At 66.4% G+C, this 11,938-nt stretch carries 12 protein-coding genes; 5 read left to right on the top strand and 7 right to left on the bottom strand.

What is annotated here, in order from left to right; all coding sequences use genetic code 11:
• Nucleotides 1–72: 72 nt before the first annotated feature.
• From AC6LJ2_RS29260 to AC6LJ2_RS29240, 5 genes are all read right to left on the bottom strand, one after another.
• A complete protein-coding gene (locus tag AC6LJ2_RS29260; RefSeq protein WP_445658521.1) occupies nt 73–1,512 on the bottom strand; it encodes an NAD(P)(+) transhydrogenase (Re/Si-specific) subunit beta in 1,440 nt (479 codons plus the stop codon).
• A complete protein-coding gene (locus AC6LJ2_RS29255; RefSeq protein WP_006388447.1) occupies nt 1,509–1,826 on the bottom strand; it encodes an NAD(P) transhydrogenase subunit alpha part 2 in 318 nt (105 codons plus the stop codon). Before AC6LJ2_RS29255 ends, AC6LJ2_RS29260 begins: the two co-directional genes overlap by 4 nt.
• 4 nt (nt 1,827–1,830) lie before the next feature.
• Entirely contained in the window at nt 1,831–2,949 is a 1,119-nt protein-coding gene (locus AC6LJ2_RS29250; RefSeq protein ID WP_498152707.1) for a Re/Si-specific NAD(P)(+) transhydrogenase subunit alpha, read from the bottom strand.
• A gap of 175 nt (nt 2,950–3,124) precedes the next feature.
• Entirely contained in the window at nt 3,125–4,000 is an 876-nt protein-coding gene (locus AC6LJ2_RS29245) for an N-formylglutamate amidohydrolase (protein ID WP_498152706.1), read from the bottom strand.
• A 74-nt stretch (nt 4,001–4,074) separates the two neighbouring features.
• Nucleotides 4,075–5,064 carry a Bug family tripartite tricarboxylate transporter substrate binding protein gene (locus AC6LJ2_RS29240; protein WP_263914917.1) on the bottom strand — a complete coding sequence of 330 codons (990 nt, stop codon included), beginning with the start codon at nt 5,062–5,064 and terminating at the stop codon, nt 4,075–4,077.
• 188 nt (nt 5,065–5,252) lie between these two features.
• On the opposite strand from AC6LJ2_RS29240, the gene gcvA reads away from it, so the two are divergent.
• From gcvA to AC6LJ2_RS29225, 3 genes are all read left to right on the top strand, one after another.
• The gene (gcvA, locus tag AC6LJ2_RS29235) at nt 5,253–6,173 is read left to right on the top strand and encodes a transcriptional regulator GcvA (protein ID WP_263914918.1); all 921 of its coding nucleotides are present in this window, start codon (nt 5,253–5,255) and stop codon (nt 6,171–6,173) included.
• 12 nt (nt 6,174–6,185) lie between these two features.
• Complete coding sequence (mnmA, locus tag AC6LJ2_RS29230; protein WP_445658523.1) at nt 6,186–7,304, top strand: tRNA 2-thiouridine(34) synthase MnmA; 1,119 nt, start codon at nt 6,186–6,188, stop codon at nt 7,302–7,304.
• Between the two features lie 126 nt (nt 7,305–7,430).
• Nucleotides 7,431–8,252, top strand: a complete 822-nt coding sequence (locus AC6LJ2_RS29225) for a sulfite exporter TauE/SafE family protein (protein WP_263914920.1) — start codon at nt 7,431–7,433, stop codon at nt 8,250–8,252.
• A gap of 94 nt (nt 8,253–8,346) precedes the next feature.
• On the opposite strand, the gene AC6LJ2_RS29220 is transcribed toward AC6LJ2_RS29225, so the two are convergent.
• Entirely contained in the window at nt 8,347–8,958 is a 612-nt protein-coding gene (locus AC6LJ2_RS29220; protein ID WP_263914921.1) for a glutathione S-transferase, read from the bottom strand.
• 161 nt (nt 8,959–9,119) lie between these two features.
• Between AC6LJ2_RS29220 and purB the strand changes: the two genes are divergently transcribed.
• Nucleotides 9,120–10,496, top strand: a complete 1,377-nt coding sequence (gene purB / locus AC6LJ2_RS29215; protein ID WP_175193969.1) for an adenylosuccinate lyase — start codon at nt 9,120–9,122, stop codon at nt 10,494–10,496.
• 57 nt (nt 10,497–10,553) lie between these two features.
• The gene (locus AC6LJ2_RS29210) at nt 10,554–11,012 is read left to right on the top strand and encodes a c-type cytochrome (protein WP_263914923.1); all 459 of its coding nucleotides are present in this window, start codon (nt 10,554–10,556) and stop codon (nt 11,010–11,012) included.
• A 138-nt stretch (nt 11,013–11,150) separates the two neighbouring features.
• Here AC6LJ2_RS29210 and AC6LJ2_RS29205 read toward each other — a convergent pair whose 3' ends face one another.
• Nucleotides 11,151–11,843, bottom strand: coding sequence for a cytochrome b/b6 domain-containing protein (locus tag AC6LJ2_RS29205; protein WP_498152705.1), 693 nt, complete (start codon nt 11,841–11,843; stop codon nt 11,151–11,153).
• Nucleotides 11,844–11,938: the final 95 nt, after the last annotated feature.

Below are 11,938 nucleotides of genomic sequence, written 5' to 3'. Positions count from 1 at the left end.
CTTGCGCGCCGCGGGGAAGCGGATGCCGGGCGCGCGATGCTCATCGCGCCGCCGGGTGGCCCGGCGCCCGCGTCACTCCACGGCCTTGACCATGTCTTCGAGCACCTTCTTGGCGTCGCCAAAGACCATCATGGTGCGGTCCATGTAGAACAGCTCGTTGTCCAGGCCGGCGTAGCCGGAGGCCATCGAGCGCTTGTTCACGATCACCGTGCGGGCCTTGTAGGCTTCCAGGATGGGCATGCCGGCGATCGGCGACTTGGGGTCGTTCTTGGCAGCTGGATTGACCACGTCGTTGGCCCCCAGCACCAGTACTACGTCGGTCTGGCCGAACTCGCTGTTGATGTCTTCCATTTCGAAGACCTGGTCGTAGGGCACTTCGGCCTCGGCCAGCAGCACGTTCATGTGGCCGGGCATGCGGCCGGCGACCGGGTGGATGGCGTACTTGACCGTCACGCCGCGCTCGGTGAGCTTTTCCGCCAGTTCCTTGAGCGCGTGCTGCGCACGGGCCACGGCCAGGCCGTAGCCGGGCACGATGGTCACGCTTTCGGCGTTGGTCATCAGGAACGCGGCGTCGTCGGGGCTGCCCGATTTGACGCTGCGCTGCGCGGTGCTGCCCGCAGCCGCGGCTTCGCCGGCCTGGCCGCCGAAGCCGCCCAGGATCACGTTGAAGAATGACCGGTTCATCGCCTTGCACATGATGTACGAGAGGATGGCGCCCGACGAACCCACCAGCGAGCCGGCGATGATCAGCATCGGGTTGTTCAGCGAGAAGCCGATGCCCGCCGCGGCCCAGCCCGAATAGCTGTTCAGCATCGACACCACCACCGGCATGTCGGCGCCGCCGATGGGGATGATGATCAGCACGCCCAGGACGAAGGCGATCAACGTCATGATGACGAAGGGCGTCCAGGCCTGGGTCAGCATGAACCATACGCCCATGGCCAGCATCAGCACGGCCAGCGCCAGGTTCAGCATGTGCTGGCCCGGGAACACGACCGGCGCCCCCTGGAACAGCCGGAACTTGTACTTGCCGGACAGCTTGCCGAAGGCGATGACGGAACCCGAGAACGTGATGGCGCCGACGAAGGTGCCGATGAACAGCTCGAAGCGGTTGCCGGTGGGAATCAGCGTGCCGGCGGCGACGATGCCGAAGGCGTGGGGCTCGGCCACCACGGCTACCGCGATGGCTACGGCCGCCAGGCCGATCATGCTGTGCATGAAGGCGACCAGTTCGGGCATCTTGGTCATTTCGACGCGCTTGGCCATCAGCGTGCCGATCGATCCGCCCACCAGCAGGCCCAGCAGCACCCAGCCCAGCCCGATGGTGACCGTGCCGGAGCGTGCCAGGCCGACGATGAGGGCGCCGGTGGTCAGCACGGCGATCGCCATGCCGGCCATGCCGAAGGCGTTGCCCAGCCGCGACGTGGTGGGATGCGACAGGCCCTTGAGCGCCTGGATGAAGCACACCGAGGCGATCAGGTACAGCAGCGTGACAAGGTTGAGCGAGATCATTTCGCTTCCTCCTTGGCGGGCTTCCTGTCCTTTTTCTTGAACATCTCCAGCATGCGCCGCGTGACCAGGAAGCCGCCGAACACGTTGACCGCCGCCAGCGCCACGGCAAACACGCCCATGCCGCGGGCCAGTCCGCCTTCGGTCAGCGCGGCCGCCAGCATGGCGCCGACGATGATGATGGCCGAGATGGCGTTGGTGACGGCCATCAGCGGCGTATGCAGCGCCGGGGTGACATTCCAGACGACGTGGTAGCCGACGTAGATGGCCAGCACGAAGATGATGAGATTCATCAGGGTGGGGTTGATCGCTTCCATGCTGTCAGTTCCTCCGCGTCACATTGCCGCCTTCGCATACCAGGCAGGCCGCCACGATTTCATCGTCGCGCTGGATCGCCAGCGCGCCGTCCGCATTGATGATGAGTTTCAGGAAGTCGAGGATGTTGCGGGCGTAGAGCGCCGAGGCATCGGTGGCCACCAGGCCCGGCAGGTTGGTCAGGCCGATGAGGGTCACGCCGTGCTTTTCCACCACCTTGCCTTTCTCGGACAGCGGGCAGTTGCCGCCGCGCTCGACCGCCAGGTCCACCAGCACCGAGCCGGGCTTCATGGCCGCGACCGTGTCCGCGGACACCAGCGTGGGCGCCGGGCGGCCGGGAATCAGCGCGGTCGTGATGACGATGTCGGCCTGCTTGCAGCGTTCGGACACCAGCGCCGCCTGCCGCGCCATCCAGGCCGGCGGCATCGGCCGGGCGTAGCCGCCCACGCCTTGCGCGATCTCGCGCTCTTCGTCGGTTTCGAAAGGCACGTCGATGAACTTGGCGCCCAGCGATTCGACCTGTTCGCGCGCGGCGGGGCGCACGTCGGAGGCCTCGACCACCGCGCCCAGGCGCTTGGCCGTGGCGATGGCCTGCAGGCCGGCCACGCCGGTGCCCAGCACCACGGCGCGGGCGGCCTTGAGCGTGCCGGCCGCGGTCATCATCATGGGGATCAGGCGGCCGTAGTGGTGGGCCGCCAGCAGCACGGCCTTGTAGCCGGCCAGGTTGGCCTGCGACGACAGCACGTCCAGGCTTTGCGCGCGGGTGATGCGCGGGGCGGCTTCCAGCGCGAAGCCGACCAGGCCGGCGCCGGCCATCTGCTGCAGGCCGTCGGCGTCGAACGGATCGAGCATGCCGATGACGACGCTGCCCGATTTCATGTGCGGCAATTCGGCGGGAGAGGGGGCGCGAACCTTCAGGATCAGCTCGGCCCCCAGCGCATCCTGGGCGGTGCCGAGCGTGGCGCCGGCAGCCTCGTAGGCCTCATCGAGATAGCGCGCCGCGCTGCCCGCGCCACGCTCCACGACCACGGTGTGTTTCCCGCCGACGTACTTCTTGACGGTTTCCGGTGTTGCTGCGACACGGGTTTCCCCGTCTCGGGTTTCTTTGGGTATCCCGATGTGCATACGACGCCTCTCCTAAGAAGGTTCGCCGTAGTTATACACTGCCGCGCCTGTGGGCGGCCCGGCCGCCCAAAAGAAAGCCCCATGGGGTTAACCATGGGGCTTTGGGGCTTGCGCCCCGGTCATACCGGCCAGTCTGATGGGCTGCTGGCCGGCACTGGCGCGCAGGCGTCCGGCGTCAGGCCGTCTGCGCGCGAGTCCAGTCGATCAGCGCGGCGGTCAGGTCGCGCAGGTCGGCTTTCAGGCGGCCATAGTTGGCCGACGGACGCAGGCTGACTTCGTCCATGTAGAGCTTGCGGTTGATTTCGATCTGCAGGCTGTGGCGGCCTTCGTCGGGGCGGCCGAACGCGCGCACCAGTTCGACGCCCTTGTAGGGATCGTTCACGGTGACGTTGTAGCCGCGCTCGCGCAGCCACGCGGCGATGAATTCACGGAAGGCCGGATCGCTGGTGCTGCCGTCGCGGTCGCCCAGCACGAAGTCGGGATGGACCAGACCGGGGCGGTCCGTGGCGTAGGCGCCTGCGATGCTGGGCATCGAGTGGCAGTTGATGTGCCAGACCTTGCCGAACTTCTGGTGGGCGCTGTCCAGCACCTGGCCCAGGGCGGCGTGGTAGGGCTTCCAGCAGGCTTCGATGCGGTGCGTGACTTCTTCCACCGTGAGCTTGCGGTCGTACAGCGGGGTGCCGTCGTCGAGCATGCGCCAGATCAGGCCTTTGCCCAGCTTGACCTTGGGCGAGGCATTGACCGGGCCGGGCCAGGGCTGGTCCAGCAGCAGTTGGTCGATTTCGTCGGGAGCGCGATTGGCGTCGATGTAGGCGCGCGGGAAGCCGGCGGCGATCAGGGGCACGCCCATGTCGACGGCGTCGCCCCACAGGTCGTCAACCCAGGTGTCCTCGGCCGTGCGCAGTGCGCCAAAAGCCACCGCGGGCGCGAAGTCGGGCGGGTAGGCGGTGCCGCTGTGCGGGGAGTCCAGCACGAGGGGGGCCGAGGGCGCCGAATTCGGATATTGCTGCGGAAGGTCGAGCCGGTAAGACAGGGGTTGGGAAATTCGCATATAGGGGTGTTGCGTTCGTGAATCGGAGGTCCCCGCCGAACGCCGAAGGCGCGGGGGCGGGGACCGAAGATCGCTTAGTCGATCTTCACGTTGGCTTCTTTGGCGATGCGCTTGTTCTTGGCGATTTCCGCCGAGATCTGCTTGGCAAAGTCAGCCGGGCTGTTGGCGGCAGGTTCGGCGCCCAGCGCTTCCAGGCGCGCCTTGACGTCGGCTTCTGCGCTGACCTTCTGGACGGCGGCGTTCAGCTTGGCCAGGATGGGTTCGGGCAGCTTGGCCGGGGCGACCAGGCCAAACCAGGACGCGTCGTTGACGGCCGGCAGGCCGACTTCGGCGAACGTGGGCACGTCGGGCAGGCTGGCCACGCGCTTGGGTGCGGCGACGGCCATGGCGATCAGGCGGCCGGACTGCACGTGCGGCAGCGTGGACGGCAGGTTGTCATACATGACGTCGACCTGGCCGGCCAGCGCGTCGTTCAGGGCCGGGCCCACGCCGCGGTAGGGCACGTGCATCAGGTCGGTGCCCGAGGCCATCTTGAACAGTTCGCCCATCATGTGCGACACCGAGCCGTTGCCGGCCGAGGCGTACGTCAGCTTGCCCGGCTGGCTCTTGGCCAGCTTGATGAACTCGGCCATGTTCTTGGCCTGCACCTTCGGATTGATGGTCATGATGTTCGGCACGGCCGCCAGGTTCGAGACCGGCGTGAAGTCCTTTTCGCCATCGAACGGCAGGTTCGGGTAGATGGCCGGATTGATGCCGTGCGTGCTGACGGTGGCGATGCCCAGGGTGTAGCCGTCGGGGGCGCTGCTGGCCACGAAGGCGCTGCCGATCGAGCCGCCGGCGCCGCCGCGGTTTTCCACCACGACGGTCTGGCCCAGTTCCTTGCCCAGCTTGTCGGCGAACAGACGGCCGACGATGTCGGTGGTGCCTCCGGGCGGGAACGGCACGATCAGGCGGATCGGCTTGCTCGGGTAGGCATCTTCGGCATGGGCGATGCCCGAGGTCAGCGGCGTGGCCAGGGTCGCGGCAGCGACACACAGGCCCAGGACTACATTACGGCGTTGCATGAATTCCCCTATGAATTGAAACGCGGATGCGCAAAGGCAGACGCAAACAGGAAGATTCTTTCGTGCGGGGGCGGTTTGCGCAAACGAAAGTTTCTCCGTAAGCTATGACTTTTTTTCATGCCTCTTTTGCGGCGGGGTTTCTTTTTGTAACTTCGCTCCAGGCGGACCGGGCATGGGAGTTCTGCTACATGAGACGGTTCTGTCCTTCGCTGACCGACCTGCAGGCGTTCGAAGTGGCCGCCAGGCACAGCAGCTTTACCCGCGCCGCCCAGGAATTGTGCGTGACGCAGGGCGCGGTCAGTAAGCAAGTGAAACATCTGGAGGAGTTCGTCGGGGTCGAACTATTCCTGCGGATCAGGCAAGGCCTGGTTCTGACCGAAGCCGGCCGCAGCTACCTGACCAAGGTGCAGGCGGGGCTGGGGCAGATCGAAGCCGCCACCGTCGAACTGATCGCGCACCAGGGGCAGGGCGGCACGCTCAACCTGACCTGTATGCCGACCTTCGGCGCGCGCTGGCTGATCCCGCGCCTCACGGCGTTCATGCGGCTGCGTCCCGACATCCACGTCGAGTTCCTGCCGCACCGCCAGGGCTACGATTTTTCCACCCCCGAACTCGATGCCGCCGTGCGCTTTGGCGAAGGCATCTGGCCCGGCAGCGGCGCCGACTATATTGTGGGCCGCGAAATCCTGCCGGTCTGCAGCCCGCGCCTGATTCCCGGCGGCTGCAGCGCGCCGGAAGACCTGCTGGCCTATCCGCTGCTGCACCATACGTCGGCCCTGGAAGGTTGGCGCGACTGGTTCGAGCAGGCCGGCTGCGACACCCGCCGCAGCCTGGAAGGGGCGCGCTTTGACCAATATGCGCTGCTGTCGCAGGCGGCCGCCGCCGGCTTCGGCGTGGCACTGATCCCGCGCTGCCTGATCGAGGACGAGCTGCGCGACGGCAAGCTGGCGGTCGCCATCCAGCTGCCGATCCGCGCCCGCATGGGGTATTACCTGTGCTATCCCGACCAGAAGGCCAACCTGCCGACCCTGCAGGCGTTCCGCACCTGGCTGATGGAGGTTTCGCGGGCGGCCGAGCCGCAGCCGCAGGAAGCCGCCAGCCCACAGTAAAATGGCCCCATCATGAGTCAAACATCCACCAAGAAAGGCCGCGTTGTCGTCGGCATGTCCGGCGGGGTCGATTCTTCGGTCACCGCCTGGCTGCTCAAGCAGCAAGGCTACGAGGTCGTCGGCCTGTTCATGAAGAACTGGGAAGACGACGACGATTCCGAATACTGTTCCACCCGGCAAGACCTGCTGGACGCGGCCAGCGTGGCCGACCTGGTGGGCGTGGAATTCGAATACGTCAATTTCGCCGCCGAATACAAAGACCGCGTGTTCGCCGAATTCCTGCGCGAGTATTCCGCCGGGCGCACGCCCAATCCGGACGTGCTCTGCAACGCCGAGATCAAGTTCAAGGCCTTCCTCGACCACGCCATGGCGCTGGGCGCCGAGCACATCGCCACGGGTCACTACGCCCGCGTGCGCGAGGTGCCGGTTGACGGCGGCGGTTCGCAGTTCCAGTTGCTCAAGGCGCTGGACGGCTCGAAAGACCAAAGCTATTTCCTGCACCGGCTGAACCAGGCGCAACTGTCGCGCACGCTGTTCCCGCTGGGTGAGATCCACAAGACCGAAGTGCGCCGCATCGCGCACGAGATCGGCCTGCATAACGCGGCCAAAAAGGACTCCACCGGCATCTGCTTCATCGGCGAGCGCCCCTTCCGCGAATTCCTGAACCGCTATCTGCCTACCGAGCCCGGGCCGATCCTGACGCCCGAGGGCCAGAAGGTCGGGCGCCACGAGGGCCTGTCTTTCTACACGCTGGGCCAGCGCAAGGGGCTGGGCGTGGGCGGCGTGAAAGGCCGCCAGCGCGAAGACGGCACGGCCGAGGCCTGGTACGTGGCGCGCAAGGATCTCGAACGCAACATCCTCTATGTGGTGCAGGGGCATGATCATCCCTGGCTGCTGTCCGGTTCGCTGCGGGCGCAGGATGCCAGCTGGGTGGCCGGGCATCCGCCCGCGGCGGGGGGCTACGGCGCCAAGACGCGCTACCGCCAGGCCGACGCCGCTTGCCGCCTGAGCCAGGCCGACGGCGACGCCTTCGTCCTGGATTTCACCGAACCCCAGTGGGCCGTCACGCCCGGGCAATCGGCCGTGCTTTACGATGGCGATGTCTGCCTGGGCGGTGGCATCATCGTGTAAACGTCACCGGGGCCATGCGGGCCCCGATGCGGCACAGGCAGGTTTCAGCCAGGCCCCGCGGGCGTCGCGCCCCCGGGGCCTGGTACATGGTAGAACGACAAAAAAATCGACAACGAGGAGAGGGATGTGGATGTAACGATGGTGGTGTGCCTGTTGGTGCTGGGTGGCGTGACGGGCTTTCTGGCGGGGTTGCTGGGCATCGGCGGGGGCATGGTGCTGGTGCCGTTCCTGACCATGTTGTTTGCCTGGAAGGGCATGGCGCCCGACCTGGTGGTGCATGCGGCGATTGCCACCTCGATGACCTCGATCCTGTTTACCTCCATTTCCAGCGTCCGGGCGCACCAGCAGAAGGGCACGATCAAGTGGGGCATCGTCTGGGCGATGGCGCCCGGCATCATCATCGGCGGCCTGCTGTCAGGCGGCGCGGTGTTCGCCGCGCTCAGCACCTTCTGGCTGTCGCTGTTCTTTGCGCTGTTCGTCGGCTATTCCGGCTGGAGCATGCTGCGCAACAAGAAGCCCAAGCCCAGCCGCCAGATGCCCGGCGTCGCCGGCACCAGCGCGGCGGGCGCCGGCATCGGCTTCCTGTCGGGGCTGGTGGGAGCAGGCGGGGGTTTCCTGTCGGTGCCCTTCATGGTCTGGTGCAACGTGGCCCTGCACAACGCGGTGTCCACGTCGGCCGCGCTGGGGTTTCCCATTGCGCTCGCCAACAGCGCCGGCTACATCGTGTCGGGGCTGAACGAGGCCGCCAGCCGGCCGGGCATGCTGGGCTTCATCTATTGGCCGGCGCTGTTGGCGCTGGTGTGCACCAGCGTGTTGACGGCGCCGCTGGGCGCGCGCATGGCGCACCGGCTGCCGGTTGCAACCCTGAAGCGGGTGTTCGCGTGCCTGCTGTTCGCGCTGGCGGCATACATGCTGTCCAAGGCCTGGCAAACCTACGCGGCGGGCTAGGCCCTGCTGGATGTCCGGCGCCCCCGGGCGCCAGACGTGAAACCGGCCGCGCGAGGCGGCCGGAGCGGTTCAGGCAAGTGGCGGCAAGGCCGCGTCAGGCTGTCTTGGGAACCGTGTCCACGAACGATTGGCGCTGCGACAGCTTGTCGTACAGGCGCGCCAGGTTGGGCTGGCTGGCACGCCAGTCGAGTTCGGCAAAGCGCAGGTCCAGGTAGCCCAGCGCGCAGCCCACGGCGATATCGGCCAGGCTGTAGTTGATGCCCATGCAGTGGGCGTTGTCGCCCAGGCTCTTGTTCATGGCGTCCAGGCTGGCGCTGATCTTGCCGTACTGGCGTTCGATCCATTCAGGGCTGCGCTGCGCCTCGGGGCGCTGCTTTTCCTTGACGATCGTGACGCAGGCGTCGAGCACGCCATCGGCGATGGCTTCCCAGCATTTGACGGCCGCACGGTCGCGGCCCGGCTGTGGAATCAGGCGGGCAACGGGCGACAGGGTGTCCAGGTACTCGACGATGACGCGCGAGTCGAACAGGGCGCCGCCATCTTCCATGACCAGGCAGGGCACCTTGCCCAGCGGGTTGTACGTTTGGATCTGCGTGTCGGCGGACCAGACGTTTTCGAGTTCAAGCCGGTAATCCAGCTTTTTCTCGGCCATGACGATACGCACTTTGCGCACGTATGGACTGGTAAGCGAGCCGATCAGTTTCATGGATTTACAAGCGGAGTCGGAAAGCGGCCGAAGTATAGCAGGCCGCATGACGGTCAAACCGTCCGCAGGACGGAATCCCGTTCAGTTTGCCACAATGTTGCGCGGCCCTGAATGATAAAATCGCCGGGTTTTCCCATCCGCAGCTTTTTCTTTCCCAGACCATGCAAATCGCCGACCAGCTTAGCCAACTTAATGCCCTTTCGCCACTGGATGGCCGATACGCCTCCCGCGGCGACGCGCTGCGCGGGCTGCTTTCCGAGGCCGGTTTCATGGCCCACCGCGTCGAAGTCGAGGTCGCCTGGCTGGTGGCGCTGTCCGATGCCGGCCTGCCCGAGCTGCCCGCTTTTTCGCAAGCCGCCCGCGACCGCCTGCAGCAACTGGTGCGCGACTTCTCCGAAGCCGACGCCGCCCGCATCAAGGACATCGAACGCGTCACGAACCACGACGTCAAGGCGGTGGAATACTGGCTCAAGGAAAAGGTTGCCGACGACGCCGAACTGGCGCGCGCGGCCGAATTCATCCATTTCGCCTGCACCTCCGAAGACATCAACAACACCTCGCACGCGCTGATGCTGTCGCGCGCCCGCAGCGAAGTGGTGCTGCCGCGCCTGCGTGAAATCGCCGCCAAGCTCAACGACATGGCGGTGGCCCAGGCCGACCAGCCCATGCTGTCGCGCACCCACGGCCAGCCCGCCAGCCCCACCACGCTGGGCAAGGAATTCGCCAACGTCGCCGCGCGCCTGAACCGCGCCATCGCTGCCGTCGAAGCGGTCGAACCGCTGGCCAAGCTCAACGGCGCCACCGGCAACTACAACGCCCACCTGTCGGCCTACCCCGAAATCGACTGGCCCGCCTTCAGCCAGCGCGTGCTGGCCGGCCTGGGCCTGACGCAAAACCGCCACACCATCCAGATCGAACCGCACGACTGGATGTCGGCGCTGTTCGACGCCGTGGTGCGCGCCAACATCATCGTGCTCGACCTGGACCGCGACATCTGGGGCTATGTGGCCCTGGGCTACTTCAAGCAGCGGCTGAAGGACGGCGAAGTGGGCTCGTCCACCATGCCGCACAAGGTCAACCCGATCGACTTCGAAAACTCCGAAGGCAACCTGGGCCTGGCCAACGCCGTGCTGCGTCACCTGTCCGACAAGCTGCCGATCTCCCGCTGGCAGCGCGACCTGACCGATTCCACCGTGCTGCGCAACCTGGGCGTCGGCCTGGGTTATTGCCTGGTGGCGTGGGATGCCTGCATGCGCGGCCTGGGCAAGCTGGAAGTGAACGTGGCGGCCATCGACGCCGATATCGACGCCTGCTGGGAAGTGCTGGCTGAGCCCGTGCAGACGGTCATGCGCCGCTACGGCCTGCCGCAACCCTACGAACAGCTCAAGGCCTTGACGCGCGGCAAGGGCATTACCGAAGAGGCCCTGCGAGAATTCATCCAGGGCCTGGCGCTGCCTGACGAGCCCAAGGCCCGCCTGCTGGCGATGACCCCGCGTTCGTACATCGGTCTGGCTGCGGAGCTGGCCCGGGCGGTATAGTCGCCTTGCCGCGCGCCCGGGCGCGCGGCATTCTTGTTGTCCTCACGGGAGATTGCAATGAAGAAGTTGTCCACGCTCGCTGCGCTGGCCTGTATGACCGTCGGGCCGCTGCTGGCGACGTCCGCCCATGCGCAGTTCGCCAAGCCTGAAGATGCCGTCAAGTACCGCCAGTCGGCCTTGACCCTGATGGCCTCGCACTTTGGCCGCATGACGCCGGTGATCAAGGGCCAGGCGCCTTACGATGCCGCCCAGATCAAGGCCAACGTCGAAGTGCTCAAGACGCTGTCGGCGCTGCCCTGGACCGCCTTTGGCGCCGGCACGGAAGGCGGCGATGCCCGCCCGGAAATCTGGAGCGACGCCGCTGGCTTCAAGCAGAAGCAGCAGGCCTTCCAGGACAACATCGTCAAGCTGTCGGCCGCCGCTGATGCCGGCGACCTGGACAAGCTGCGTGCCGCCTTCGGCGACGTAGGCGCCAGCTGCAAGGCCTGCCACGATTCGTACCGCAAGAAGAAGTAAAGCCGCCTGGCCCCCCGCGCTGCGGGAGGCAGGCAAGCGACAGCCCCTCGGCGGCATGCCGAGGGGCTTTCTTTTTGTGCGATACCTGGAGGGAGGCGGGGCCCTCGCGACCTGGCGGCGGCAGGCTTCCCGTGGGGGCTACGAGAACGACATGTCCGCTGCGATTTCCAGCGACCGGATCCACAGCACCAGCGCGGTGACGCAGGCGCCCAGGATCAACGCGCGCAGCCATACGGCCAATCCATCCTGCGTGGGCGGCGTGCCGGGCGGCACGTCCTTGGGGTCGACATTGCCGGTGACGATGGCACGCACCAGGCGCTTGCGGCGCACCAGGGCGTACCAGGCCACGGCCAGCAGATGCAGCGCGACCAGGCCGATGATGACCCATTCATTGAGCTTGTGCCACGAGGTCAGCAGGCTGGAGGTGGCCTCGCTGACATGGCCGAACAGCGGGCCCTGCGTCATGATGTCGTCGGTCGTGAACAGGCCGCTGACGGCCTGGAACCCGATGACCAGCAGCAGCGCCAGTACCGACAGGGCGCCCAGCGGATTATGGCCGGCAGGCGCGGCGGCGCCCTGGAGGTAGCGCGCCACGGCGCGTGGTCCGCGCACGAACTGCATGAAGCGCGCATAGCGCGGGCCCACGAAGCCCCACAGCACGCGAAAGATGATCAGGCCCAGCGCCGTACAGCCAAAGCGCACATGCCAGTCCATGTACAGTCCGCCCATCTTGACGCTGATGAAGGCGCCGACGATACAGACGACCAGTGCCCAGTGAAAGAGGCGGGGGGGGAGGGCCCCGAAGCGGATTGCCGACCGGGTGGTTTGCATGAAACACGCCCCAAGACCCGTTCCTTATACACAACTGACCCTGCCGGACAAAAGGCCAAGTTTGTGATCACATGGTGTGGCAGCATCTCTCAAAA

The sequence above is a fragment of the Achromobacter sp. 1014246743 genome (assembly GCF_059760725.1).
The sequence above is the reverse complement of the archived record's forward strand: the minus strand, read 5'-3'. Positions and strand labels throughout refer to the sequence as shown.

What these genes read in the sequence shown, in the direction of transcription:
- AC6LJ2_RS29260 (WP_445658521.1), bottom strand. Translation starts at nt 1,512, where the DNA reads ATGATCTCGCTCAACCTTGTCACGCTGCTGTACCTGATCGCCTCGGTG.
- AC6LJ2_RS29255 (WP_006388447.1), bottom strand. Translation starts at nt 1,826, where the DNA reads ATGGAAGCGATCAACCCCACCCTGATGAATCTCATCATCTTCGTGCTG.
- AC6LJ2_RS29250 (WP_498152707.1), bottom strand. Translation starts at nt 2,949, where the DNA reads ATGCACATCGGGATACCCAAAGAAACCCGAGACGGGGAAACCCGTGTC.
- AC6LJ2_RS29245 (WP_498152706.1), bottom strand. Translation starts at nt 4,000, where the DNA reads ATGCGAATTTCCCAACCCCTGTCTTACCGGCTCGACCTTCCGCAGCAA.
- AC6LJ2_RS29240 (WP_263914917.1), bottom strand. Translation starts at nt 5,064, where the DNA reads ATGCAACGCCGTAATGTAGTCCTGGGCCTGTGTGTCGCTGCCGCGACC.
- gcvA (WP_263914918.1), top strand. Translation starts at nt 5,253, where the DNA reads ATGAGACGGTTCTGTCCTTCGCTGACCGACCTGCAGGCGTTCGAAGTG.
- mnmA (WP_445658523.1), top strand. Translation starts at nt 6,186, where the DNA reads ATGAGTCAAACATCCACCAAGAAAGGCCGCGTTGTCGTCGGCATGTCC.
- AC6LJ2_RS29220 (WP_263914921.1), bottom strand. Translation starts at nt 8,958, where the DNA reads ATGAAACTGATCGGCTCGCTTACCAGTCCATACGTGCGCAAAGTGCGT.
- purB (WP_175193969.1), top strand. Translation starts at nt 9,120, where the DNA reads ATGCAAATCGCCGACCAGCTTAGCCAACTTAATGCCCTTTCGCCACTG.
- AC6LJ2_RS29210 (WP_263914923.1), top strand. Translation starts at nt 10,554, where the DNA reads ATGAAGAAGTTGTCCACGCTCGCTGCGCTGGCCTGTATGACCGTCGGG.
- AC6LJ2_RS29205 (WP_498152705.1), bottom strand. Translation starts at nt 11,843, where the DNA reads ATGCAAACCACCCGGTCGGCAATCCGCTTCGGGGCCCTCCCCCCCCGC.